The organism is Shewanella marisflavi (genome assembly GCF_002215585.1).
Taxonomy (GTDB): domain Bacteria; phylum Pseudomonadota; class Gammaproteobacteria; order Enterobacterales; family Shewanellaceae; genus Shewanella; species Shewanella marisflavi.
Genome location: NZ_CP022272.1, coordinates 1,728,727 through 1,753,717, shown reverse-complemented (window position 1 = coordinate 1,753,717; position 24,991 = coordinate 1,728,727). Strand labels below are relative to the sequence as shown.

At 49.2% G+C, this 24,991-nt stretch carries 19 protein-coding genes, 2 tRNA genes and 3 rRNA genes; 10 read left to right on the top strand and 14 right to left on the bottom strand.

The window, feature by feature from the left end:
* Positions 1–138: 138 nt before the first annotated feature.
* Together CFF01_RS07630 and CFF01_RS07625 are read left to right on the top strand one after the other, a co-directional pair.
* The gene (locus CFF01_RS07630; RefSeq protein WP_088904412.1) at positions 139–732 is read left to right on the top strand and encodes an acyl carrier protein phosphodiesterase; all 594 of its coding nucleotides are present in this window, start codon (positions 139–141) and stop codon (positions 730–732) included.
* Between the two features lie 125 nt (positions 733–857).
* Entirely contained in the window at positions 858–1,298 is a 441-nt protein-coding gene (locus CFF01_RS07625; RefSeq protein ID WP_088904411.1) for a protein disulfide oxidoreductase, read from the top strand.
* A gap of 8 nt (positions 1,299–1,306) precedes the next feature.
* Here CFF01_RS07625 and CFF01_RS07620 read toward each other — a convergent pair whose 3' ends face one another.
* Positions 1,307–2,659 carry a sigma-54-dependent transcriptional regulator gene (locus CFF01_RS07620; protein WP_088904410.1) on the bottom strand — a complete coding sequence of 451 codons (1,353 nt, stop codon included), beginning with the start codon at positions 2,657–2,659 and terminating at the stop codon, positions 1,307–1,309.
* Positions 2,659–4,266: a sensor histidine kinase gene (locus CFF01_RS07615; RefSeq protein WP_088904409.1), complete on the bottom strand. Its 1,608-nt coding sequence runs from the start codon at positions 4,264–4,266 to the stop codon at positions 2,659–2,661. The genes CFF01_RS07620 and CFF01_RS07615 overlap by 1 nt, the downstream gene beginning before the upstream one ends.
* Positions 4,267–4,621: 355 nt before the next feature.
* On the opposite strand from CFF01_RS07615, the gene CFF01_RS07610 reads away from it, so the two are divergent.
* Together CFF01_RS07610 and CFF01_RS07605 are read left to right on the top strand one after the other, a co-directional pair.
* On the top strand, positions 4,622–5,401 hold the full coding sequence (locus CFF01_RS07610) for a hypothetical protein (RefSeq protein ID WP_088904408.1): 780 nt from the start codon (positions 4,622–4,624) through the stop codon (positions 5,399–5,401).
* A 95-nt stretch (positions 5,402–5,496) separates the two neighbouring features.
* Positions 5,497–5,838 carry a hypothetical protein gene (locus CFF01_RS07605; RefSeq protein WP_088904407.1) on the top strand — a complete coding sequence of 114 codons (342 nt, stop codon included), beginning with the start codon at positions 5,497–5,499 and terminating at the stop codon, positions 5,836–5,838.
* On the opposite strand, the gene CFF01_RS07600 is transcribed toward CFF01_RS07605, so the two are convergent.
* From CFF01_RS07600 to CFF01_RS07590, 3 genes are read right to left on the bottom strand one after another with little or no spacing between them, the layout of a single operon-like run.
* Entirely contained in the window at positions 5,835–7,349 is a 1,515-nt protein-coding gene (locus tag CFF01_RS07600) for a PhnE/PtxC family ABC transporter permease (RefSeq protein WP_088904406.1), read from the bottom strand. The two genes, CFF01_RS07605 and CFF01_RS07600, sit on opposite strands and share 4 nt — an antisense overlap.
* Positions 7,342–8,016 carry an ATP-binding cassette domain-containing protein gene (locus CFF01_RS07595; RefSeq protein ID WP_088904405.1) on the bottom strand — a complete coding sequence of 225 codons (675 nt, stop codon included), beginning with the start codon at positions 8,014–8,016 and terminating at the stop codon, positions 7,342–7,344. The genes CFF01_RS07600 and CFF01_RS07595 overlap by 8 nt, the downstream gene beginning before the upstream one ends.
* Positions 8,017–8,020: 4 nt before the next feature.
* Positions 8,021–8,875, bottom strand: a complete 855-nt coding sequence (locus CFF01_RS07590) for a putative selenate ABC transporter substrate-binding protein (RefSeq protein WP_088904404.1) — start codon at positions 8,873–8,875, stop codon at positions 8,021–8,023.
* A 241-nt stretch (positions 8,876–9,116) separates the two neighbouring features.
* Between CFF01_RS07590 and CFF01_RS07585 the strand changes: the two genes are divergently transcribed.
* Together CFF01_RS07585 and CFF01_RS07580 are read left to right on the top strand one after the other, a co-directional pair.
* The gene (locus CFF01_RS07585) at positions 9,117–9,791 is read left to right on the top strand and encodes a response regulator (protein ID WP_033539145.1); all 675 of its coding nucleotides are present in this window, start codon (positions 9,117–9,119) and stop codon (positions 9,789–9,791) included.
* Positions 9,782–11,131 carry an ATP-binding protein gene (locus CFF01_RS07580; RefSeq protein WP_088904403.1) on the top strand — a complete coding sequence of 450 codons (1,350 nt, stop codon included), beginning with the start codon at positions 9,782–9,784 and terminating at the stop codon, positions 11,129–11,131. Before CFF01_RS07585 ends, CFF01_RS07580 begins: the two co-directional genes overlap by 10 nt.
* Here CFF01_RS07580 and CFF01_RS07575 read toward each other — a convergent pair.
* Entirely contained in the window at positions 11,128–11,823 is a 696-nt protein-coding gene (locus CFF01_RS07575; protein ID WP_088904402.1) for a 2OG-Fe(II) oxygenase, read from the bottom strand. The genes CFF01_RS07580 and CFF01_RS07575 overlap by 4 nt on opposite strands.
* A 120-nt stretch (positions 11,824–11,943) precedes the next feature.
* On the opposite strand from CFF01_RS07575, the gene CFF01_RS07570 reads away from it, so the two are divergent.
* Together CFF01_RS07570 and CFF01_RS07565 are read left to right on the top strand one after the other, a co-directional pair.
* Positions 11,944–13,209, top strand: a complete 1,266-nt coding sequence (locus CFF01_RS07570; protein ID WP_088904401.1) for an HD-GYP domain-containing protein — start codon at positions 11,944–11,946, stop codon at positions 13,207–13,209.
* 105 nt (positions 13,210–13,314) lie between these two features.
* The gene (locus tag CFF01_RS07565) at positions 13,315–13,623 is read left to right on the top strand and encodes a DUF3135 domain-containing protein (protein WP_088904400.1); all 309 of its coding nucleotides are present in this window, start codon (positions 13,315–13,317) and stop codon (positions 13,621–13,623) included.
* A gap of 32 nt (positions 13,624–13,655) precedes the next feature.
* Here the strand turns inward: CFF01_RS07565 and corA are convergent, their stop codons facing one another.
* Together corA and CFF01_RS07555 are read right to left on the bottom strand one after the other, a co-directional pair.
* On the bottom strand, positions 13,656–14,603 hold the full coding sequence (gene corA / locus CFF01_RS07560) for a magnesium/cobalt transporter CorA (RefSeq protein ID WP_033539140.1): 948 nt from the start codon (positions 14,601–14,603) through the stop codon (positions 13,656–13,658).
* A 161-nt stretch (positions 14,604–14,764) separates the two neighbouring features.
* Positions 14,765–15,136: a hypothetical protein gene (locus CFF01_RS07555; protein WP_088904399.1), complete on the bottom strand. Its 372-nt coding sequence runs from the start codon at positions 15,134–15,136 to the stop codon at positions 14,765–14,767.
* 198 nt (positions 15,137–15,334) lie between these two features.
* On the opposite strand from CFF01_RS07555, the gene CFF01_RS07550 reads away from it, so the two are divergent.
* Positions 15,335–16,024 (top strand): YccT family protein, encoded by a 690-nt coding sequence (locus CFF01_RS07550; RefSeq protein WP_157704961.1) that lies wholly within the window; start codon positions 15,335–15,337, stop codon positions 16,022–16,024.
* 584 nt (positions 16,025–16,608) lie between these two features.
* Here the strand turns inward: CFF01_RS07550 and rrf are convergent.
* The 6 genes from rrf to gmhB form a co-directional block, all read right to left on the bottom strand.
* Positions 16,609–16,724: ribosomal RNA gene (gene rrf / locus CFF01_RS07545) — 5S ribosomal RNA — on the bottom strand.
* Positions 16,725–17,037: 313 nt separating this feature from the next.
* Positions 17,038–19,930: ribosomal RNA gene (locus CFF01_RS07540) — 23S ribosomal RNA — on the bottom strand.
* A 447-nt stretch (positions 19,931–20,377) separates the two neighbouring features.
* Positions 20,378–20,453, bottom strand: a tRNA-Ala gene (locus CFF01_RS07535).
* Positions 20,454–20,608: 155 nt separating this feature from the next.
* A tRNA-Ile gene (locus tag CFF01_RS07530) sits at positions 20,609–20,685 on the bottom strand.
* A 251-nt stretch (positions 20,686–20,936) separates the two neighbouring features.
* A 16S ribosomal RNA gene (locus tag CFF01_RS07525) occupies positions 20,937–22,481 on the bottom strand.
* The 16S, 23S and 5S rRNA genes sit together here with 2 tRNA genes alongside, the layout of an rRNA operon.
* Positions 22,482–22,898: 417 nt before the next feature.
* Complete coding sequence (gmhB, locus tag CFF01_RS07520; protein ID WP_088904397.1) at positions 22,899–23,453, bottom strand: D-glycero-beta-D-manno-heptose 1,7-bisphosphate 7-phosphatase; 555 nt, start codon at positions 23,451–23,453, stop codon at positions 22,899–22,901.
* Between the two features lie 172 nt (positions 23,454–23,625).
* On the opposite strand from gmhB, the gene CFF01_RS07515 reads away from it, so the two are divergent.
* On the top strand, positions 23,626–24,945 hold the full coding sequence (locus tag CFF01_RS07515) for an aminopeptidase P N-terminal domain-containing protein (RefSeq protein WP_088904396.1): 1,320 nt from the start codon (positions 23,626–23,628) through the stop codon (positions 24,943–24,945).
* The last annotated feature ends 46 nt before the right edge of the window (positions 24,946–24,991 follow it).

Genomic DNA, 24,991 nt, shown 5'->3' with positions numbered 1-24,991 from the left:
TGAAGGGTGCTTTGGTGCACATCCTGTTGATCCCTTTATCGTCGGCTAACGCCATTAAATCAGATAAAGGTTTCATCGCACCTCTTGACATGATAACGTGAAAACCGTGATTTAACAAAGCAATTAAACTTTATCTCAATGAACTTTTTGGCACATCTGCATCTGGCAGATAACAGTAAAACCGGCCTTGCAGCCAATCTCGCCGGTGATTTCGCGAAAGGCAATATTAGTGACCACCCTAAGAGTTTGCAGCAGGGGATCTGGCTACATCGACAGATAGATTCGCTAACCGATAATCACGAGTTAACTAAGGAACTTAGGGCCGCTTTTCCGAAAAATCTTCAGCGCGCCGCGCCTATCCTGATTGATCTGGCTTTCGACCATATGCTGGCAAGATATTGGGAAGAGTATCATCACCTCTCACTGGATGCCTTTGCCAAACAAGCTTACCAGGCGATGGCCAACACGCCTGATCTCCCCATACGACTCAATGAGCTTGTCGCCAGGATGCAGCAGGAAAACTGGCTCATTGCCTATGAGCAACGCAATGGATTAAACCAAACCATTAAGTCTGTGGCCAAACGAGTCTCTAAGCCTGAGATTTTTGATGGTGCGGTAGAGACGGTTAAACGCATGGATGTGGAGATCGAAATTGCATTTCGCACCTTCTATCCACAGTTGATGGCCTACAGCCGCATCTGGACTCGCCAGACTCCGCCTGAATTTCTTTAGCCCAGATGTGACAAATTAAAAGGTCATTTTCAGTGTCTTCAGCCTTAAATAAACTTGCATCTTGTCTAACGCCATACCTAAAACCTCAGCGAAAAAGATACCGTTACCTGAGGGATGCAGTCCTTATGTTACTCGTTGCCTTTGCTGTATTAAGTTATCAGCAGCGCAACATGATAACAGGCGAGGCGCCAGCCTTAAGCGGCGTCACCACGAGCGGAAAAAACGTGCAGCTGAATAACGGCGAAGTGACCCTCATCTATTTCTGGGGGACCTGGTGCCCGGTATGTCGCGTCACCTCACCTATGGTGAATGAGGTCGCTAAACATGCCAAGGTGATTAGCATTGCCGTTGCCTCGGGCAGTGACGCCGAGATTAATCAGTTTATGGCTGAAAATGACTATCAATTTGATGTGGTTAGCGATAGCGATAAGCTACACCCTACCTGGGGAGCAACCGTGTTTCCCGCTATCTACATTGTCGATGCCCAGGGCCAAATTCGCTTTAAAACCTCAGGTGCCACCAGCAGTTGGGGCATGAAACTTAGGCTCTATTTGGCCAACTGGTAAGCGACACATCACACCAGCTGATACTTCTCTAAGCGATAAAGAAACGCCTTATAACTCAAACCTAAACATTGCGCCGCTTTGGTGCGATTCCCCTCGAAACGGTTCATTGCCTGGCGCAGACAATCCTTCTCGAAACTTTCCCATTGGATCCCATTTTCGGGCAGTACAAAACGGCTGGTATCCAGAGGTTGAGGCGCGGTAATCAGCTCCTGCACCATCTCCTGTTCATCGCCGAGCAAGACAAAACGTTCGATACGATTAGCCAGCTCACGTACGTTGCCGGGCCAGCTGTAGTCCAGCAATGCCTTTAAGGTATCTCGGCTAAGCTTTGGTACTTCCACACCATATTGACTGGCATGCAGTTTAAGAAAATGCTCTACCAAGCGGCCGATATCCTCGGTGCGTTCTCGCAGCGCAGGCATATGTATGGGCACCACATTCAGACGATAGTAGAGATCTTCGCGAAAACGCCCCTCGGCCACTTCCTGCTGCAGATCCCTGTGAGTCGCCGCAATGACTCTGACATCCAATTTAATCTCGCTGTTCTGCCCCAAGCGAGAGATCACCCCTTCTTGCAGAAAACGCAGCAGCTTGGTCTGCTGTAGTAGAGGCAACTCGCCTATCTCATCGAGAAACACAGTGCCGCCGTCTGCCGCCTCCAGCTTACCTATCTTTTGTGTTGTGGCGCCGGTATAAGCGCCCTTCTCGGCACCAAACAACTCGGCCTCTGCCAAAGATTCAGGAATGGCGCCGCAGTTAATGGCAACAAAGGGTTTATGACTGCGTCCCGACAGCTGATACAATGCACGCGCCGCTAACTCTTTACCTGTACCACTCTCACCACCAATCAACACTGTGGCATCTGTGGCGCTGACTCGCTGTACCCGCTGGTAGACCTTCTGCATCAAGGCTGAACGCCCCACCAAGCCAACCAATTCCTGCTGCTGTGATAGCTCGGAGGAGAGACGACGATTTTGCCGCTTCAGGGCAATCGACTTAGCGACCTTCTCGATCGCCAACAGAAGGCTCTGACGCTGATAGGGCTTAGCCAGATAATCATCGGCGCCCGCCTGCATCGCATCCACCGCATGGGTAATAGTGCCGTAGGCTGTTGCTATGATAAAGCCCATGTCCGGATGCTCACGGCGCACATAGTTAAGCAGATCCATACCGGTCAACTGCCCGAGTTTCCAATCGGAAAAGACTAAGTCAGGCGCAGCGGCTTTTATCATCACAATCGCCTGCTCTACGCTGTCGGCACTCTCCACCTGATATTGGTTAGCCGTCAACATCTGCACAATCAGCTCACGCTGATCGGGCTCATCTTCCACCACTAAAATATGTAACTTAGCCTGTTCCATTACACTTCCTCTGTCCTGGGCCTATCGATAGCAAAAAAGAGCGTCACTATAGTGCCCCCGCCAGGATTATCCTCAAATGCTATTCGTCCGCCATAGTGGCCCTGAATCAAGCGCTCTGCGATATAGATCCCCATTCCCGTTCCCTCTGCCTTAGTGGTCACATGGGGTTGAGTCAGCTTGTCACGGATCTCAGGAGGGATCCCCTTGCCGGTATCAGCCACCTTTAACGTATAACAATCACCATCCTGCGCCAGGGTCAGATCGATATGACCATCATCGGGTGTTGCTTCGACGGCATTGATCAGCACAGCATGTAAGATACTGCGAATTTCAGATTCGGCGCCTGCCACCTTAATATCGGGATCACTGCAATGAAAGGCGATGGCAGGTTTGCTGCCGTTAATCGACAGTTCCAGCAAGATATCCTGCACCGTCGCCGCCAGCGGCACCGGAGTTTGCCGATTCACCTGAGTGCTCGACAACGTCAGCAGAGATTGAATGCTTTTATCCATCATGGCGATCTTTTGTTGCATCTGTGCCAGTTGTACACTCGCCGCCTCCGGCGACTCGGATTGGGCGACCGATTCCGATAACAAGCCTAAGGTATGCAGTGGATTGCGTAGACTATGGGCGATACCCCGTGTCACTTCCCCAAGCTCTGCCAACTGCTTCTGCTGCGCCATCTGTTTCTTCTGCTCGCTTAAGGATGCAAGCTGACTACTCATCTTATTAAATCCCTGGAGAATACTTTTAAGCTCCTTCACCCCGCGCTCATCCACTTGATAACCAAGCTTCCCCTCTCCCAACTTCTTATGCCCTAAGGCCAAGTTAGACAGCGGCGCACTGATCACGTGACTGAGCATATAGACCAGCAACAAGCCGGCCAGCGAGCTCATCATGATGGCGCCAATCATAGATTCGCTGAAGCGTTCTAGCTGCTCGTTGGTCTCTTGATTTGGGATGGCGATATCCTGGGTATAGGCCACGGAGACCTTGCTTTTACCCGCTGCAGTAGGAGAGGTGGGCGCCTCTATAATGGCGACATTTCCCTTGTCGAGCCAACTCTTGGCATCTATCTCAATTTGACTCACGGCAGCATGCAGGCGCTGGCGATACTCATCGGCCGCCTGTCTTTTCGCCTCGGCAATATTTTGCTTCTGACGCTGTTTAAGCTCCTTTTCGTAGACCATCATGGCATTGAGATGATCGCGCAGCTCTTGTTGCTTGGCGGCTAACGCGGCGCGAAAAAATGCCTTCTGCTGCGCCGTGGCATTATCTGTCTCCATCTCCATGCGCACCACCTCTTCACTCAGCTGGGCAATCGCCTCGGATACAGCTTCAATATCTCGCTCAAACTCCCGTTGCAACTCCTCGGCATCGGCTATTGACTCTTGCATCGCCTCTTTGTCGAACTGCACCACAAACTCCTGCTCAGCCCCGACATTATCAATCAGCACCTTCACCAGGTTTTGCGACAGGTCACGAGAGCGCTCGCTCAGCTCACTTTGCAGCTGCGCCTTATAGAAATGAGAAACCAGCAGCTGACTGCCGCCAAGAAACAGAATAAGTGCGCCAAACAGCACGAACAGATAACCTTTAATCGACATATCTTCCTCAAATCAATGGCCTTAAGGTTGCGAGTGTGCGCTATCGCTAGCACCTTTTTGGCATAGACACTTGTATAACAGGACTCACCTGGCGATAACTGCCAGCATAGCAGGTTATACAAAAACAATACCAAGATAAAAGCCCTTATAAGTCGCCATCTTAGCTGGCCATACAACCGATAAATTCCCCATATCAGGAATCTCTTAGCCCATATGAGGTATCGCCTCTGTCATCAATCTAACGTTTACAGACCGAGAATAGCCGGTATTGCCCATAAATAGTGGCCTTAACCAACTTGGCACGCTCCTCGCTACTCCCTTAGCAAACGCATTAACCACTATGGAAGGAAATACCATGAAACTAAATAAACTGACCTCACTGTTCGCCTGCTCGGCGCTGCTGTCATTTACCCTAGCCGCCGTGCCAACGGATCTACGACAAATTGATTTTAACGATAGCCAAATCAACGCCAAGTTGATTCAAGATGGCGATAAGGTCACTAAACTGACCCTGGACACAGAGGGTAAACAGCACAGTTACCGTTTCACTGAAGCTGAGATACAAGACGAGAAGCTCATTCGAGAGAAACTAGCCAAGCTCTCTGAAGAGACGCAAAATAAGGTGGTTCGTCTACTGAAACAGATCAACGGTGACGAGTCTCACTACCATTACCTGCGTCATAGCGAGTTGTCAGAGGCAGATCAAGCCAGGATAGTATCGCTTACCAAGAAGATGGCCAAGAAAGAGGCCGAACTCGCCAAACATATCGCCAAGATAGAAGTTAAAGTGGCAGCCAAAAGTGCTGAAATGGAGGCTAAAAGAGCCGAAATGGAGCGCAAAGCTGCTGAGCTTGAAGCCAAAGCCCGAGAATTTGAAGTGATCATCGACACCCATGATGGCGAATTCAATCGTAATATCGAGCTGCTATCGGACGACATCGCCGAGATCGCCACCGAAATCGCGGATATTGAGATGAAATATCGTGGGGACGGCGAACGAGAGTTTGTGGTGATAAGAAGCGACAGCGACAAGGCTGACGTCGAACAACTACTCCATCTCATCGAAACCGGCAAGTTGAATGATGACCAAAGGCGCAAACTTCAACAGGCGCTAAATAAAGATGAGCGCAAATAAATGAAAATGTGAACAACGCGATAGAATGCGCCCTCGCCCCAAGGTAACCTGCCAACAGGCTCTAGACTCTAACTCTTCAGATTTAGGTAATTACCATGTGGTGGCGCATTCTCATCATCTTTCTTGCATTTGCCCTACTGGGCGCCCACTTTATGCGTTTCGGGCAAACCTTCATTAGCGCAGCGTTTATCCTGGCGCCACTACTGCTTTTCATTCGCCATGCGGCGATCACCCGCACATTACAATTGGTACTGATCGCCAGTAGCATCTTGGTATGGGGGCTGAGTGGCCTTGACTATGTGCAGATGCGCATCTCCATGGATGCCCCTTGGTTAAGACTGGCTATTATCATGTCGGCGGTAACGCTTTTTACCCTACTGGCCTCTTTTTGCTGCCAGGGTGTTCAGCGCCTCAGACAAGCCAAGCGCCAAAGTTAAACCACGCAGGACACCTGACCAACCGAGGTACTCTGTGACAGACGTTTTGCCAGTAACCGCCTTGCCAATGCATCGACTAGCACGTTAAGCAAGGCGGTAACTATCAACAGGTAGAAGGCGTTGTTAAAACGTATCTCGCTAAAAGCGCTGTCGATATAGAACCCCAGAGTCATTACGCCAAGTACCCCGAAAATAGCCGTTTCCCGCAATATCACCTCAAAACGATAGAAGAGTAACGACATCAAATTTGGGTAGATACGAGGTAATATTTCATAGGCATAGTGATCGCTTCGAGCTTGATACAGGGCGCTAGGCTGAACCACTTTATCTTGCCGCGTCAGCAGATAAGCGATCAAGGCACCGTTATGCAGTCCCAGGGCCAAAATGGCCGGTAGCATTGAAGGGCCGCACAGCATCATAAAGATAAAGGCCAGAATATACTCAGGCATAGAGCGCATGATAAGTAGGCCCAGCTGCCCAAGTGCCGCAGTCAACTTACCTCGGCTATGAATGCTCACCCATCTGTGACCCACCAAGGCCAGCAGATGAGTCAGACCAAGGGCACTAACCGCCAAGACCAGGGTCGCCGCCGCACCGGGTAGGGCCTGTTCCAGGGTCAGCCTCTGCCACCAGTTAAACAAACGCGACATCCCCTCCCCAAAGGCTTGCTGGCCGTGCAGCACCTCGCCAAGACCGGGCGGTAAAATATCCACGCTAATAAACTGCCACACTAAGCGCATATCGACACCCACTATGGCTGGTAAAGTGATAAGCGAGGCCAGCAGATAGACAGGAAGCAGACGGCGACGAGCCCAAAGGGGAATGCTGCCAATCAAGACCACGAAGAGGATCAACAGCGCCGCCCCCTCACTATACTTGCCCTGGCGAAAAGCGGTTTCCAGATAAAAGCCCAGGGTTGGCATACCGATAAAACCCAAAACCGCGCTACTACGCAGAGCACACTCAAACCTGTAACGCACATAGGCCAGCATCAAGGGCAATACATGACCTAATTTACCGTAAAAATAGCGACTCAGGCGATCGCAGCCAAAGGGTAAGGTGTCGCTGGTTGTACGCGGTGACTGCTGCAAAATATCGTGGAACACCCGGGCGAAGGTCGCACCGTAAGGCAAGGCGATCGCCAGTATCCCTGTCACAGGTGATAAACCAAAGACTTGCAGGAAGAGCAGCGCCCAGAAGATCTCGTGAATGCCCCGCACCATGGCGCAGCAGGCCGCCACCCAAGGGGAGCGATAAATCAGCGCCAAGGGTGAACCCAGCAGCAGGCCAAAGGTCACCCCAAGCAGCGCAAAACCCACCGTCTGCCACAGGGCGCTCAATAATGACTCAGTTGCAAAGAAATCGGGCGTGAGCAGCCCCTGCCCCATACGCAGCAGCTCTCCCCAGGGATCCAGGTTAATGATGGCTATATCGACAAAACAGAGGCTGATGGCAATAAGCAACCAGAGCCCTAGGCTCAATCGCTGCCAGGGACCAACAAATCTACCCATGTGGCGTCGATGCCATCTGGGTATCGAAAAAGCGCGCCAACTGCTGGCTATCGAGTTGGCTCGTCGGCTGATCGAGCACGAGTTTGCCCTCGCTCAAGCCGATGATTCTGTCAAAATTTTGCAGCGCCAGATCGCTGTCATGCAGCACCATGATCACTGTCTCATGACGCGCCTTGACCAAATTGAGCAATCGCTGGGCCATCATAGGATCCAATGCCGAAAATGACTCATCACCGATAAACACGGCTTGCTGCTGATAAAGGGCTCTGGCTAGGGCAACGCGCTGGCGCTGTCCACCTGAGAGAGATGACACTGCGGTCTCTATAGGCACCTCAAGATAGAGGTCGCGGCACAGCTGCTGCACCTCTTGGCAAGGCGTGGCCATCGGCCAAACCAAGTTGAGTAGATTATAACCAAACCAATGCCTCGCCAAAGCGCCCATGTAGACGTTATGGAACACACTCAAGGCATCCACCAGTCCCTGGGATTGACTGCACAGCGCAGCATCTTGTTTGAGCTGCTGATAAAGGTAGGTCAGCAGAGTCGACTTGCCCGCGCCGGAAGGACCGACAATGGCTAAGGCCTCTCCTCGCTTGACGGACAAATCAAGATCGCGAATCACCTGAGTATCTTGATAACTCAGGCTAAGAGATTCAATATTGAGCACAGTGTTAATCTAGTAAGCCGATAGCCGTTGCCACAGACTCGATAGGCTCGTAATCTGCGTTATCCGCCTCAACAAACGACTGACGAGGGAAGCTGGCCAAAAGGTCGGGATCCTTCATATCCAGCAGCGCCTTGGTTAACTTCTCGGTAAAGGCTTCTCCAAAACGCGCGTCTGCATCGGCACGCACTGTCCACTGATAGTCTGGGTAAGCAGGGGTTTCCCAAATAACTTTTACCTTATTGGTATCGACACTGCCATTAGCCACTGCGGTTTCCCAAACCTTGTAATTAACGGCGCCGACTTGGTAAGCCCCAGCTTCAACCTGAGCTATAGTGCGGCTATGGTCACCCGAGAAGCCGACACGAGTAAAGATCTCATCGACCTGCTTACCCATGTTGCGCTCGATATAAAATTGTGGCATCAGGCGACCCGAAGTCGAGCCTTTCGAACCAAAGGTAAAGGTATAGCCGTTAAGGTTAGGGAAATTGCTCGACTCCTCAAGTGGCGTCGAAGCATTCGCGATAAAGAAGCTCTTAAAATATTGATCTTCATACCCTTGTGCGATCGCTCGTGAGCCAGGCACTAAACGTCTCGCCTGCACACCAGAAAGGCCGCCAAACCAGGCCAGCTGCACCTGATTGTTACGAAATGCGGTCACCGCTGCAGCGTAAGACTTTACCGGTACATACTGAACATCCACACCCAGCTGAGTCTCTAGATACTTGGCCACCTTATCAAAACGTGTCTTAAGCTGACTCTCGTTTTCATCAGGGATCGCCGTGAAAATGAAGGTCTCTGCTAAGGTTGCTGGCACGAACAGACATGTAAAAACAAGGGGTAATATTTTAACTAGGGGCATAATGGGCCTAAACGAGTATGAAATTTACGGAATTCTAACCATTTAGCCGGCAAATTAACAGGCGAAACCATAGCGGTTAGCTCACAAAAAACCTTCACTCAAACCATGTTTTAAGATGAGTCAGTCCCTGTTAAGCTAACCTATTATAAATTAATGTTTTATGAAACGTCCTCAGCTTGGCTGAAATATCGCCTCCCAGGGTTACCAAGCGAGCAGGTTAAAGATGAAATAGGCAAAGTATATGAGAATTTTAGTTGTTGAAGATGATCCTCTCCTGTCCCACCACCTCAAGGTACAGCTAAGTGAGTTGGGCAATCAGGTTCAGGTGGCTCAAACGGCCAAAGAGGGCTTTTACCAGGCAACTAACTACCCGATAGATATCGCCATCATCGACCTTGGCCTGCCGGATCAAGATGGCATAGACCTGATTCAATCTCTGCGCAAGGCGGAACTCAAAGCCCCTATTTTAATCCTCACTGCCCGGGTTAACTGGCAAGATAAGGTAGAGGGGTTAAACGCCGGCGCAGATGACTACCTGGTCAAGCCCTTTCAAAAGGAGGAGTTGGTAGCACGTCTCGACGCCCTGATTCGTCGCAGCGCCGGCTTCGTAAAACCGCAGATAACTAGCGGCCCGCTGGAGTTAGACCTTGCCGCTAAGCAGGTCAGTCTCGATGAAGTTCCTATGGAAGTGACGGCCTTTGAATATCAGATCTTGGAATACTTGATGCGTCACTGCCATGAAGTAGTAGCCAAGCAGCGACTATTGGACGTGATCTACGGTGACAAGGAAGGGGATCCTAATACCATAGAGGTAATGGTTAGCCGCCTGCGTAAGAAACTCACCAAAGGTGGACTTGAAAACCCTATCGCTACCATACGCGGCCAAGGCTACAAATTTAATCTGCCATGCAAATAAAATTTAAACCTAAACAACGTCTGCTTACGCGGATGTTTGTCACTTCGCTGTCGATTATCGCCCTAGTGGGATTTGGTCTCGCTTGGCTGGTTAACCTGTTATACGCACAAAACACCTATAACGAAGAGACTGCTAAGCTAATCGCCGAGATCCCCAAGGTCGCCGCAGAACTTAGAGAACATAATCTCATCCCTGAGACCTCAGAATGGCTCGAAGAGAACAACACCCCCAAACGCTATATCATCGCCAGCTGTGATGAACACTTCAAACAGGTGTGGACCTCATCCTTGGCCGTCGACCGCGGCCTATTCGATACCTGTGAACGCTTCAATGAGATCCGTTTGGATGCACCGCCCTATTATCTGACTCTGGCCGATAGCAAAAGCTACTTTGTCTACCTATTGTCGGTAGAAATCGCTCAGCATAAATACAACCTGCTGGTGATGAAAGATGCACAAAAGCTAGAACAGGAGTTCGATAAATTCAGTCGCCGTACCTACTGGCGCTTAGGCATGATCATGGCGCTAGCCTTGGTATTACTGATCAGTGCGGGCTACTGGGGTATGCGACCCTTAGTGCGTATGCGCAACGAGTTACAACAGGTCAGCAGTGGCAAAACCAAAGCACTGTCTGAAGACTACCCGGTCGAGCTTGAAGGCGTTACACAGGCATTAAACAAGCTGCTGGTGCAATCGAGCGCGCAACAGGAAAGATACCAAAATGCCATGAACGACCTGGCCCATAGTCTCAAAACTAGGTTAGCAGCGGTACACGCGATCACTGACGATCAAACCTTGAGCAAGTCAAGCGCCAGCGAGAAGATTATGGAGCAGGTGAGCCAAATGGATCAGTTGGTGAAATATCAGCTAAAAAGAGCCATGTTGGGACGCAAAGGCCTGAAACAGGAACAGACTTTAGTCGCCCCTTTAGTTGAGCAGCTATCACAAATGCTGTTTAAGGTTTACCGCGACAAACAGATCCTGTTTCATGCCGATATTCCAGCCGAGCAAGTGTTCCCCGGGGACAAAGGCGACTTGATGGAGCTTTGCGGCAACCTGATGGAAAACGCCTTCAAGCTCTGCATCAGCAAGGTGAGCGTCACCGCCTGTTATAGCGATAACAGTGAGTTCGTTTTGATCGTTGAAGATGATGGCCCGGGCGTGCCCGAAGCCATACGTAAACGCATCATAGAGCGTGGCGTGCGTGCTGACACCCAAAAGGCTGGGCAAGGAATAGGGCTTGCCGTCTGTAACGAGATTGTCTCAAGCTACAACGGCAGCCTCAATATAGATACCTCATCCCTCGAAGGGGCGAGGTTCACCATCAAGATCCCGCTCTAACCTAGCGGAGCATATAGCTTTTCGGCACGGTTAAACATCACCCAGGAGGTGGCGATATATTTATCGCCACTGATGGGCATGTTGCCTCTATGACTATGGGTAAAACCAGCAGGCGCTATCACCATGGTGCCCTTCTTCGGCTGGATCTTACGCTGCTGATAGAAAAACTCGGTTTCACCGCCCTCTTCCACATCATTGAGGTAATACATATAAAGCACTACCCTGTGCAGCGCTTCGTTATGCCCCATCTGTGGGAACTGCTCCGAATGCCAGTGCGGATAGCCTCCCTTACCCTGTTGATAACGCTGGATATTGATGCTGCCACTACGATACAGGTACTGCACTAAAGGCTGAACCCTGTGACGTCCCAAGGTATCAAAGTTATCCGGAGTTAAGGTCTGCGGCTTGCCCTGCTCATCGGCTAATGTCACCGCCACGGCCCCCATTAATCCCAAGGCATATTTTTCAAAATATTGCGCGCTGTGTTTTAGCGTATAATTAAGGAGTTCGTTTCTCAGTGGCAGTAACTCCTGAAAGTTATCCATGGTGATGTCACGGCTAATTTTCTTTTCAAGGTCGACACCATGACCGGTTATACCATCAATGACACCTGGATGTGTGTTGACGGTCTCCATGAGACGATCACACAACTCATCGGGTATGGCATTGGGGTAAACTTCAATGAAATCCATGTATAACTCGCTAAATTAGACTATTTTGTGATGCAACTATGCTGACACACTGCTTAAGTAATTGTAAAGCCAGCTGGTTGAGATAAAATAGCCTGAAAAATAAGGCAAGCGTAAAGTCACATGAGCAAAAGCTGTAAGGTAAGCACAAACCAATTACAAGTCGGCAATTTTGTTAGATTACCTGTCTCTTGGAAAGATCATCCCTTTCTTTTTAACTCTTTTACACTCAAACAAGAAGCGCAAATAGAACTGATTAAAAAACTCGATATCGACTATGTGTTTGTCGATCTCGACAAAAGCAGCACGCCACCACTGGCAAAAAAAGATGCCTACGATACACCCAGTTTCAAAGATGAAAGTGATTTGCAGCAGCTGAGTCAGCAGATGAGTCAGAACAAGCAAGAGCGCATCGAACACCTTAAGAAGCTCAAGCGAGATCTGAAAAAAACCGAACAGGAGTTTGATCGCTCCGTTGCCATCATGCGCAATTTGGTTGCCAAACTCAGAAACCGCCCACTCAATGCCATTTCCGATGCTAAGGAACTGATCCACAGCATTACCGAAGAGCTACTGAACTCAGATAACTTGGTGCTGCATTTGATGAGCGATGCTAAAGACAGTGAAGGGATCTACTATCATTCGCTCAACGTCGCCGTTCTCTCAATGATGATCGCCAAAGAGCTGGATTGGCCACGGGAAGATATTGAAGCGGTCGGCATGGGCGCCCTGTTCCACGACACGGGCAAACTTAAGATCCCATCTCAACTGTTACGCAAAAAAACACCCCTCACTCAGCCCGAAATCAACTTCATCAAGCAACATCCGGCTATGGGTGTAGAACTGTTAAAGCTCGCCAATAACTTTCCTGAAGATTCTACGCCAATAGTCAGAGACCATCACGAGTTTCTCGACGGCAGCGGTTACCCCAGAGGGTTAAAGGCGGAGCAGATCAGCCTGCCAACACAGTTAGTTGCGGCAGTGAACCTTTACGACCAACTCTGCCATCCCGAGGGGCAGACCAAAGCAAGAACCCCTTATGCGGCGCTTGGATATCTATATAAGAACTATAGAGAACGATTAAATCAAGAAGCCGTCGGAAAACTGATTAAGATGCTGGGTGTCTACCCGCCCGGGAGTGTGGTCGAACTCTCCAGCGGACAATTTGCCATGGTGATGGCCGTGAACCTTGAGAAGATTCTCTTCCCCAGAATCTTGGTCTACGATGCCTTGGTTCCCAAAGAACAAGCACCTATTGTCGATCTGGAAAGCGAGGGCTTAACCATAGTCCGATGTATCGCTCCATCGGCCCTGCCGGAGAAGATATTTAAGTACCTCAGTCCCCGAGAAAGAGTCAGTTATTTCTTCGGTGGTGATAAGAAAGGATAGTCGCCCCAAAGCCGCTTGATGCGGCTTTACTGTCTTTCTGCGCTAGCCAGACTAAAATTAGAGTATGGCCTTGCGTTATGGCGTATATGCGCTAAGGAAAAGATAATGGTAGAACTACCCGACTTCGACAGTTTACAGTGGTTGGCACAGCATGCACCGCAGCAATTAGCGACGCTGCAGAAAAACCTCAATAAGGCGTTAATTAGCGAAGCTCACGCCAGCAATCGCGCTCAACTGGAGACCATCCGCTATCATTTGGAATTAAAGCTGTCTCGCTGCACCAATCCCTACTCACGTTGCTATCTTGCCCTACAGCTAATGAATGATAAATTCATCACCCTAAATCAGGTTATCAATCAACCCGATCTCTATACAGACAAAAGAGCCAAAGTGCTTTGCTATCCAGGTAAATAACTCAGCACCTTTAGGTCTTGCCAGACTTTTATTTAAAGCCAGCCTTTACGCTTAAAGAAGAAATAAGTAGAAGCGGCGCTACCAAACATCATTAAGATCGCCATCGGGTAACCCCACTGCCATTCAAGCTCGGGCATATTCGCGAAGTTCATACCATAGGCGCTGGCGATTACAGTCGGTGGCAGGAAGATCACTGCGGCAACCGAAAAGATCTTGATGATCTTATTTTGCTGTAAACCACTAAAGCCCATGGCCGCATCGAGTAAGAAATTCAATTTATCGAAGATAAACTGACTGTGGGGCATCAAAGATTCAATATCCGATAACATCTCACGCAGATCTTTCAGATCATCATCGGTCAGTTTACCGCGATAGTAGCGCTGCATATAACGCAAAGAGCGTTGAGTATCGAGCAAACTCAAACGAATTTTACCGTTTGAGTCTTCCTGTAGGGTGATCAGCTTAAAAACATCATCAAGCTCATCGCTCTCAAAGACCTGCTCGCCGACGCTGTCGAGCACAGAATAAACATCTTCGATCAGATCCGAAAGATAGTCGACCTTAAGGTTGAACAACTCCAAGAAGAGCGCCTGAGGTGTTTGCACCTCGAGTCGGCCGAGTCTTAGGTAGTTACGCAACAAACGGATCAGCCCCACATCATCTTCCCTCAGGGTAACCAAAAACTGCGGTCGCAGGTTGAAAGAGACGTTGACGCCTTTCACATCCTGCCCCACACGTTGAGGAAACAGCGAGTTGATGTGCAAGCCATCTTTGTTTTGATAAAAACGTGCCGAGGCTTCAATCTCGTTGATATCTTCCTCTTCCGGCAACTCTTCTACCGAATAACCTCTGAGCCACTCACGTTCTTCATCTTCAGGTTTATAGAGGTCCAGCCACAAGGTTCCGTCGGGCACACTGTCTTGAATATTCAGCTCGACAATGGATAACTTATTCGCTTGAAAAACATAAGCTGTGATCATAAGGCCTCCTGAAAAAAACACTCAGATGAAAACTCACCACATCTCAGCGCAGGGTATAATTTGGCGTTATTCTACCGAATAACACGCCGTTGAACAGCTTAATCGGCTGCTAACGAAGTGAATATAAACAAAAAGCAAAAATTGAGTGTAAAAAGCAGCTCTTATCGAATATTTGGCGGTGTATTGGCAATCACAATGCGCTCTTGAGTGGACAAACGTACCTTCAGCCCATCAATAGTGGTAAAGGACTCACCCTGCAGATCGCGCTTACGTACCTGATAAACTTCTTCCACCTCCTGTAACGGCGAAACAATCGTGACGTAAACCACTTGATTCCCCTCTTGCCAGCTCCAATACCAATACCCGCCACTACCAAGCAATGCCAAGGCCGCAAACCCAATCGCGATATACTTAAATAAAATTCGCTGACCCAGCTGACTGGCAGTTGGCTGACGAGCCTCCACCTTTGAACGACGAAGGTAGGCAATCGCCGCTGCGATCACGAGTAGAGTGACTAAAATTTTAGTTAACACGCGCGTCTCCTAGGATTAATCTCCGTCATTATAGAGTCTTAGCAATGCAATTACTGCAACCTATCCCCCAGGACAACTAAAAATGTTCAATCAACCAACTAAAGTTGTCCAACTCGCCTCCATGGTGCTATAACACAATAAATTCCTTTTTTCCGGTTTGCCATGAAAACGCTAATCAGTTGCATCTCTCTGTTTCTAATGTTGTTTACTCAGGTCCATGCAGAAGTCACCATCACTCTGCCGAACAACAGCACGCCACTCTTACTCAATGGTAAAGATATTGATACTCGACAGTTAATCTCAGCCAATGGCACTCAGCAAATCTTACTGAACGCCAATGCCAATTATCGTGAATTTGGTCAGCAAAAGCGTTTTGTGTCAGAAGCCATCATAGTCACCTTCTCAGGAGAAAATAATCATTACACCTTGAGCTTACCTAAGATATCAACACCAAAAGCTGCGGAGACGTTTAACCAATCTCCCCAGGTGATAGTGAAAGATACTAAAGGCAATAACATTCCTTATAAGATAGATACGCTGGTAAAAGAAGGGATTCAAGTTGGCAGAAATTACAGCGAGGAGATAAAAACATATAACACTGGCCAGGGCATCGCAGCCGTAAGCCTTTGGCAAGTATCTACTGCTGCGACGGTTCAGCAAGCAAGCTCAGCGGCACAAGCAACTGAGACTGTCACTGAAACAAGTCATACAATCCCAGAAACAAGTCACACGAGTGCAGAGCCAAGCGTCGAGCAAGTGAAAAATTTCCAAGGAACTCAGCGAAAAGATCAAATCAATGTCGGCCAAATGCTCGACTTTTGGTATGAACAAGCCGATGAAGCCACCCGTGAAGCCTTTAAAAAACGCATAGGGTTGGAGACTAAATAACAAGCCGAGTAAATGACTAATCATAATGACACTCGGTCTCTTCGGCGGCCAGCGTCGAACAGCCATAGTCGATAGAGAAATGTCGATATAGAAAAACCCATTGATCGACCTCTGGAGCTGGCGCCAGCTTCTAGCCTTATCGAATATTCACGCGTCTCACATGGGGGCGGAGAAGCCCTACTATAGATGCATAGCATCTAAGGGCTTTGTAGCGCGAAGCAGCTGGGCTGCGAGCTGGGGGCAAGGCACATGGATGTGCCGAATGTCATAAACGCAGGATGCTGTTTATGACCAAGCTCAGCGGCGGGACGACGAAAATAAGCGACTGTTATGGCCAGCTTCAGCCATATTTAGATATTTGTACAAACATACGCTCACATGGGGGCGAAAGGCATCCGCTAATCAAGCGAAGCTTGATGGATGGCTGGAGCGCGAAGCAGCTAGGCTGCAAGCTGAGGGGCGCACACTGCGTAAGCAGCTTTGGGCTGCATGTGAAGGAGGTGCTTTCGCGAAGCGTATAAACGAAAAAATCCCCAACACAGTGTGCTGGGGATTCTTCGACTCTCTTTCGAGAATAATTAGGCGTCTGGAAATGACCTACTCTCACATGGGGAGACCCCACACTACCATCGGCGCGATTGCGTTTCACTTCTGAGTTCGGGATGGGATCAGGTGGGACCACAATGCTATGGTTTCCAGACAAATTCTTACTGGTTAATTCTTCGTCTGACGGCATTGTTTCCTCGCTACAGTGCTCATGTACTCTAGTACACTCCGCGCTTCGCTTCGTTACGGCTTTGTCAGCCAAACAATTACCTGCGTAATTAACCGAAATAATAAATTTGAAAAGCTGTACTCTTTATTCAAGAGCTAATTTGAGTCCGCACTTCAATCAAGTACTTTGTATTCTTCTGATTCAGTAACCATTATTACGACCTCCATGGATGGAGGAAGTGCCAAGAAATGATTGGACTCATTTCCGGTACTTTGCAGTAAAAACCCTTTTGGGTTGTATGGTTAAGCCTCACGAGTCATTAGTACAGGTTAGCTCAACGCCTCACAACGCTTACACACCCTGCCTATCAACGTCCTAGTCTCGGACGGCTCTTTAGAGACCTTAAAGGTCTAGGGATGACTCATCTTAGGGCTCGCTTCCCGCTTAGATGCTTTCAGCGGTTATCGATTCCGAACGTAGCTACCGGGCAATGCCATTGGCATGACAACCCGAACACCAGCGGTTCGTCCACTCCGGTCCTCTCGTACTAGGAGCAGCTCCCTTCAATCATCCAACGCCCACGGCAGATAGGGACCGAACTGTCTCACGACGTTCTGAACCCAGCTCGCGTACCACTTTAAATGGCGAACAGCCATACCCTTGGGACCGACTTCAGCCCCAGGATGTGATGAGCCGACATCGAGGTGCCAAACACCGCCGTCGATATGAACTCTTGGGCGGTATCAGCCTGTTATCCCCGGAGTACCTTTTATCCGTTGAGCGATGGCCCTTCCATTCAGAACCACCGGATCACTATGACCTGCTTTCGCACCTGCTCGACGTGTATGTCTCGCAGTTAAGCTGGCTTATGCCATTGCACTAACCGTACGATGTCCGACCGTACTTAGCCAACCTTCGTGCTCCTCCGTTACTCTTTGGGAGGAGACCGCCCCAGTCAAACTACCCACCAGGCACTGTCCTCAACCCCGATTCAGGGGCCAGAGTTAGAACATCAACACTACAAGGGTGGTATTTCAAGGTTGACTCCACGAGAACTGGCGTTCCCGCTTCAAAGTCTCCCACCTATCCTACACATGTAGGGTCAATGTTCAGTGCCAAGCTATAGTAAAGGTTCACGGGGTCTTTCCGTCTAGCCGCGGGTATACGGCATCTTCACCGCAATTTCAACTTCACTGAGTCTCGGCTGGAGACAGCGTGGCCATCATTACGCCATTCGTGCAGGTCGGAACTTACCCGACAAGGAATTTCGCTACCTTAGGACCGTTATAGTTACGGCCGCCGTTTACCGGGGCTTCGATCATGAGCTTCTCCGAAGATAACCCAATCAATTAACCTTCCGGCACCGGGCAGGCGTCACACCGTATACGTCATCTTGCGATTTTGCACAGTGCTGTGTTTTTGATAAACAGTTGCAGCCACCTGGTATCTGCGACTGCCGTCAGCTTAGGGAGCAAGTCCCATCACCAACAGCAGCGTACCTTCTCCCGAAGTTACGGTACCATTTTGCCTAGTTCCTTCAGCCGAGTTCTCTCAAGCGCCTTGGTATTCTCTACCCGACCACCTGTGTCGGTTTGGGGTACGATTCCTGCTAACCTGAAGCTTAGAAGATTTTCCTGGAAGCATGGCATCAACTACTTCAGTTCCGTAGAACCTCGTCGTCAACTCTCAGTATTAGGTACCCGGATTTGCCTAAGTACCCTACCTACAGTCTTAAACGCGGACAACCAACGCCGCGCTAGCCTAGCCTTCTCCGTCTCTCCATCGCAGTTAGCAGAAGTACGGGAATATTAACCCGTTTCCCATCGACTACGCCTTTCGGCCTCGCCTTAGGGGTCGACTTACCCTGCCCCGATTAACGTTGGACAGGAACCCTTGGTCTTTCGGCGTGGAGGTTTTTCACCCCCATTATCGTTACTCATGTCAGCATTCGCACTTCTGATACCTCCAGCGTGGGTTACCCCTTCACCTTCAACGGCTTACAGAACGCTCCTCTACCGCACTAGCGCAAGCGCTAGTACCCATAGCTTCGGTGTATTGCTTAGCCCCGTTAAATCTTCCGCGCAGGCCGACTCGACTAGTGAGCTATTACGCTTTCTTTAAATGATGGCTGCTTCTAAGCCAACATCCTAGCTGTCTAAGCCTTCCCACATCGTTTCCCACTTAGCAATAACTTTGGGACCTTAGCTGATGGTCTGGGTTGTTTCCCTTTTCACGACGGACGTTAGCACCCGCCGTGTGTCTCCCGAGTAGTACTCATTGGTATTCGGAGTTTGCAAAGGGTTGGTAAGTCGGGATGACCCCCTAGCCTTAACAGTGCTCTACCCCCAATGGTATTCGCTCGAGGCGCTACCTAAATAGCTTTCGAGGAGAACCAGATATCTCCCGGTTTGATTGGCCTTTCACCCCCAGCCACAAGTCATCACCGCATTTTTCAACATACGTGTGTTCGGTCCTCCAGTTGATGTTACTCAACCTTCAACCTGCCCATGGCTAGATCACCGGGTTTCGGGTCTACACCTTGCAACTAAACGCGCAGTTAACACTCGGTTTCCCTACGGCTCCGCTATTCGCTTAACCTCGCTACAAAATGTAAGTCGCTGACCCATTATACAAAAGGTACGCAGTCACGGTCTCAAGAACCGCTCCCACTGCTTGTACGTATACGGTTTCAGGTTCTATTTCACTCCCCTCACAGGGGTTCTTTTCGCCTTTCCCTCACGGTACTGGTTCACTATCGGTCAGTCAGGAGTATTTAGCCTTGGAGGATGGTCCCCCCATATTCGAACAAGATATCACGTGTCCCGTCCTACTCGTTTTCACCTAAAGTTAGTTTTCATGTACGGGGCTATCACCCTGTATCGCTGTGCTTTCCAACACATTCCACTAACACCCTCTAGGCTTAAGGGCTAATCCCCGTTCGCTCGCCGCTACTAGGGGAATCTCGGTTGATTTCTTTTCCTAAGGGTACTTAGATGTTTCAGTTCCCCTCGTTCGCCTCATTAAGCTATGTATTCACTTAATGATGACAGCTTATGCTGCCGGGTTTCCCCATTCGGACATCGTTAGCTCAAATGCTTGTTACTAGCTCGCCAACGCTTTTCGCAAGTTACTACGTCCTTCATCGCCTCTGACTGCCAAGGCATCCACCGTATACGCTTAGTCACTTAACCATACAACCCAAATGAGTTTCATATCGCTTGTTACTCAAGCCGTTGTCTTTATTGTGCCTATCGTTTGTCAGTTATGTAGCGCTGCTACACGTCTTCCTCACTCAAGCCACGGCTTCGACAACAACATGATTAACTGCGCTTACTTTACCAATTGTTAATACGGGTAGTATCAACAGGTTGTATCGCAACTAATGGTTTCAACTTTCGCCAAAAGAATACTCAATGCACTTGATTAAAGTGTGTTTTGAGAACTCAATTATTTTTCGCAATAACCTCTCGGTTATTACTATCAGCTTTCCAAATTTTTAAAGAGCGACCTCCACGGATGGTGGAAGTGTCGAAAATCGTATGGCACGATTTCGACCGGGCTTAAAAAAGCCAAAGATAAATTCTGCATTTATCTTTGGCATCTCTAACCTAAACTGCATGCTCTCATCAAAGAGCAAATGGTGGAGCTATGCGGGATCGAACCGCAGACCTCCTGCGTGCAAGGCAGGCGCTCTCCCAGCTGAGCTATAGCCCCATTTACATGCAGCGAACAAAATATATCGAATACCAAATCAAGTAAACCAAGATTTATAAGATTTGGCGAAGCCAATTCGCATTCTAATCAAGGCAGTTTAATGCGACGTTTAGCCTGCTAAACGAGTATTAAACTAACAAAGAGTAGAAAAGAATTGGTGGGTCAGAGTGGACTTGAACCACCGACCTCACCCTTATCAGGGGTGCGCTCTAACCAGCTGAGCTACAGACCCATTCTTTTTGGTTATTTAATACTTACTCTGCGTTACCTTCATCGTTTCTCAGTCATGTGCAGTTGCACACTTCTTGCGAGACTCTTCAAGCGCCTTGATTAAGCATTAAATTCCACAAAAATTATCTTTCGATATTTTGCTCTATCTTCTATCAAGTAATCTGTGTGAACACTCAAGCACATGGATGTGCTGTGTGCAATAAACGCACGGATGCTGTTTATTGCCAACCAAGCATTGAATTATCGTATAGGTAAGGAGGTGATCCAGCCCCAGGTTCCCCTAGGGCTACCTTGTTACGACTTCACCCCAGTCATGAACCACACCGTGGTAAACGCCCTCCCGAAGGTTAAGCTATCTACTTCTGGTGCAGCCCACTCCCATGGTGTGACGGGCGGTGTGTACAAGGCCCGGGAACGTATTCACCGTGGCATTCTGATCCACGATTACTAGCGATTCCGACTTCATGGAGTCGAGTTGCAGACTCCAATCCGGACTACGACGAGCTTTCTGAGATTAGCTCCACCTCGCGGCTTCGCAACCCTCTGTACTCGCCATTGTAGCACGTGTGTAGCCCTACTCGTAAGGGCCATGATGACTTGACGTCGTCCCCACCTTCCTCCGGTTTATCACCGGCAGTCTCCCTAAAGTTCCCGGCATGACCCGCTGGCAAGTAAGGATAAGGGTTGCGCTCGTTGCGGGACTTAACCCAACATTTCACAACACGAGCTGACGACAGCCATGCAGCACCTGTCTCAGAGTTCCCGAAGGCACTAAGCTATCTCTAGCGAATTCTCTGGATGTCAAGAGTAGGTAAGGTTCTTCGCGTTGCATCGAATTAAACCACATGCTCCACCGCTTGTGCGGGCCCCCGTCAATTCATTTGAGTTTTAACCTTGCGGCCGTACTCCCCAGGCGGTCTACTTAATGCGTTAGCTTGAGAACCCAGTGTTCAAGACACCAAATTCCGAGTAGACATCGTTTACGGCGTGGACTACCAGGGTATCTAATCCTGTTTGCTCCCCACGCTTTCGTACCTGAGCGTCAGTCTTTGTCCAGGGGGCCGCCTTCGCCACCGGTATTCCTTCAGATCTCTACGCATTTCACCGCTACACCTGAAATTCTACCCCCCTCTACAAGACTCTAGTTTGCCAGTTCGAAATGCAGTTCCCAGGTTGAGCCCGGGGCTTTCACATCTCGCTTAACAAACCGCCTGCGTACGCTTTACGCCCAGTAATTCCGATTAACGCTTGCACCCCTCGTATTACCGCGGCTGCTGGCACGAAGTTAGCCGGTGCTTCTTCTGCGAGTAACGTCACAGCTAAGTGCTATTAACACTTAACCTTTCCTCCTCGCTGAAAGTGCTTTACAACCCGAAGGCCTTCTTCACACACGCGGCATGGCTGCATCAGGCTTGCGCCCATTGTGCAATATTCCCCACTGCTGCCTCCCGTAGGAGTCTGGGCCGTGTCTCAGTCCCAGTGTGGCTGATCATCCTCTCAGAACAGCTAGGGATCGTCGCCTAGGTGAGCCATTACCTCACCTACTAGCTAATCCCACCTAGGTACATCCAATCGCAGAAGGCCCGAAGGTCCCCTCTTTTCCCCCGTAGGGCGTATGCGGTATTAGCAGTCGTTTCCAACTGTTATCCCCCTCGACTGGGCAGTTCCCTAGGCATTACTCACCCGTCCGCCGCTCGTCAGCAAAGAAAGCAAGCTTTCTTCCTGTTACCGCTCGACTTGCATGTGTTAGGCCTGCCGCCAGCGTTCAATCTGAGCCATGATCAAACTCTTCAATTAAAGTTTTGGTGAAGCTAAAAGCTTCGGCTCAATGAATTCTACTGTTTCTCATTCACTGCGTTCATAAAGAAGCAGCAAACTCGATACTTACACTCTTGTAAAAACAGGAGCGTAAGACATATTGCTATGAACATTCACTATCTCTAGTAAAAGATTGCATTGAGATATAAATCGTTTTCGACTAACTCAACACCTGTGAATGTCCACACAGATTACTTGATAAATTGTTAAAGAGCGTGCCGACTTGGTGTTCTCTACGAACCGTTCCAAGTGGCTAGGGCTGCGTATTCTACTCAGCGCGGTCATCCCGTCAAGGGCTTTTTGCAGATTGTTTTATAAATAAAGCCCAACTGCTCAAAGTTCAAACAGTGCGGTGATTTCCCCACCGATTAAGGGTCATAAAACTAATTATTGGGCCTATTTTAACGAAGCTAAATACCCAGGCACATCGGCAATGGAGTCTAACACCACGGTCGCTGCCGCCACCGCTGCTTCGGTCACGTCTTTACCTGTACGCACTAGGATACGCGTAGGTACACCCGCCGCCTCTGCCGCCAGCATGTCATCACGCTTATCGCCCACCATGACAGAACGGCTCAAATCTATCTTTAAAAACTGAGCCGCACTTTTCAGCATACCGGGCTTTGGCTTACGACAATCACAGTCTTGCTTATATTCACCTATGCCTTTCTCACTGTGATGGGGGCAATAGTAGATCCCATCGAGCTCAACACCTTTGTCAGCAAAGTTCCAATCCATCCACTCGGTCAGGGTATGGAATTGATCTTCAGAGTAAAGCCCACGTGCAATGCCAGATTGATTGGTAACCACCACAAGTTTAAACCCTTGCTGCTTTAAGGCGGCGCAAGCATCGAACACACCTTCAACATATTCGAAATCATCAACCTGATGGACATAACCATGGTCGATATTAATAACCCCATCTCTATCTAGGAATACGGCACGATTCACGAAAACTTCCCCAATTCGGCAGAACCAATAATTAATAACGCATTATTATCACACTTGAATCAACAAAATGCACCGCACATTGATGAATAAAATCAATCAAGGCTAGAAATGAATACAATATGCAAATATAGTTAACGGATTAACAATAACCAACATAAAACAGAGTATCAGTATGTCATCCAGTGCCATCTATCAGGCCAGACGCCTACGCCTCATGGATAGCCTCCCCGCTGACAGTTTTGTCATGCTTGTGGGTTATCAGCAAAAAGTACGCAGCAAGAATATTAAGTACCATTTTCGTCAAGACAACGACTTTCTTTATCTCACGGGTTTCAATGAGCCCGATGCCGTCGCGCTGCTATATCGTGACAAAGAGCATGAGCTAGAGTACATCCTGCTTTGTAGACCAAAGGACCCACAGCAAGAGATCAGCTTCGGCGCCCGGGCTGGCGTCACTGGGGCTATCGAGCAATATGGAGCAACTCAGGCCTATGACATTGCTGAGTTAGACAAGATCATAAGCCTGAAGCTCACCGATCAGCGCCAGCTTTTTATCAGCGACGAATTAGGCCGCTTTAATCACAGGTTACTCGAGTGGAGTAACGCTCAGCGCCACAGCAGTGCTTTCGATACTCCAAAATGTTACCGCAGCATTACCCCACTGGCTAAGTATCTGCACCCGTTTCGGGTGATCAAAGATGAAGCCGAGCAACAAGCGATACGCGCCGCCGTAAATGCCTCTATCGACGGTCATAAAGCAGTAATGAGTGCCTGCCGAGAAGGTATTAATGAGGCAGAGCTGGCCGCCACCTTTAATTTTGCCATCGCCAAACATGGTGCAAGCGATGTCGCCTACCCTAACATTGTTGCGGCAGGTAACAACGCCTGCTGCCTGCATTATGAGGAGAACGCTTGCCAAACTCAGACAGGGCAAATGTTGCTGATCGATGCTGGCGCCGAGCTCAATCACTATGCCGCCGATATCACCCGCAGTTATCCCGTTAACGGTCAGTTTACCAGGGCTCAAGCGGCAATCTACCAGATAGTACTCGATGCACTCGATGCTGCGATTGCTAAGGTAAAACCGGGCACTCCTTGGAATCACCTCTACCAAACCTGTATGGAAGTAATGGCGAGCGGTCTGATTGACCTGGGGCTACTCGAAGGCAGTCTAGAAGCGGTAATGACAAACGAAAGTTATAAACGCTTTACCGTCCATAAAACCGGGCATTGGCTAGGGATGGACGTTCATGATGTTGGCCCCTACCACGATGCAGAAGGTAAGTGGCGCCTGCTTGAGCCTGGCATGGTCTTTACCATAGAGCCTGGGATCTATATTCCAGAATCGGCGCTAGACGTGCCCGCCGCCTATCGAGGCATGGGGATCCGCATTGAGGATGATATCTTGGTCACCCCAACCGGCCATGACAACCTATCGAAACTGGTGCCGCGCACCATAGCTGAGATAGAGGCCTTTATGAAAAACGGTTAATGCCCATATATAAAAAGTGTCTCGTCTACTAAAGGCCGTGATAAAG

Coding starts and splice junctions, on each gene's coding strand:
- corA (WP_033539140.1), bottom strand. CDS start 14,603: ATGATCACAGCTTATGTTTTTCAAGCGAATAAGTTATCCATTGTCGAG.
- CFF01_RS07630 (WP_088904412.1), top strand. CDS start 139: ATGAACTTTTTGGCACATCTGCATCTGGCAGATAACAGTAAAACCGGC.
- CFF01_RS07585 (WP_033539145.1), top strand. CDS start 9,117: ATGAGAATTTTAGTTGTTGAAGATGATCCTCTCCTGTCCCACCACCTC.
- CFF01_RS07605 (WP_088904407.1), top strand. CDS start 5,497: ATGTGGTGGCGCATTCTCATCATCTTTCTTGCATTTGCCCTACTGGGC.
- CFF01_RS07600 (WP_088904406.1), bottom strand. CDS start 7,349: ATGGGTAGATTTGTTGGTCCCTGGCAGCGATTGAGCCTAGGGCTCTGG.
- CFF01_RS07575 (WP_088904402.1), bottom strand. CDS start 11,823: ATGGATTTCATTGAAGTTTACCCCAATGCCATACCCGATGAGTTGTGT.
- CFF01_RS07515 (WP_088904396.1), top strand. CDS start 23,626: ATGTCATCCAGTGCCATCTATCAGGCCAGACGCCTACGCCTCATGGAT.
- CFF01_RS07610 (WP_088904408.1), top strand. CDS start 4,622: ATGAAACTAAATAAACTGACCTCACTGTTCGCCTGCTCGGCGCTGCTG.
- CFF01_RS07570 (WP_088904401.1), top strand. CDS start 11,944: ATGAGCAAAAGCTGTAAGGTAAGCACAAACCAATTACAAGTCGGCAAT.
- CFF01_RS07550 (WP_157704961.1), top strand. CDS start 15,335: ATGTTGTTTACTCAGGTCCATGCAGAAGTCACCATCACTCTGCCGAAC.
- CFF01_RS07625 (WP_088904411.1), top strand. CDS start 858: ATGTTACTCGTTGCCTTTGCTGTATTAAGTTATCAGCAGCGCAACATG.
- CFF01_RS07565 (WP_088904400.1), top strand. CDS start 13,315: ATGGTAGAACTACCCGACTTCGACAGTTTACAGTGGTTGGCACAGCAT.
- CFF01_RS07590 (WP_088904404.1), bottom strand. CDS start 8,875: ATGCCCCTAGTTAAAATATTACCCCTTGTTTTTACATGTCTGTTCGTG.
- CFF01_RS07580 (WP_088904403.1), top strand. CDS start 9,782: ATGCAAATAAAATTTAAACCTAAACAACGTCTGCTTACGCGGATGTTT.
- CFF01_RS07620 (WP_088904410.1), bottom strand. CDS start 2,659: ATGGAACAGGCTAAGTTACATATTTTAGTGGTGGAAGATGAGCCCGAT.
- CFF01_RS07615 (WP_088904409.1), bottom strand. CDS start 4,266: ATGTCGATTAAAGGTTATCTGTTCGTGCTGTTTGGCGCACTTATTCTG.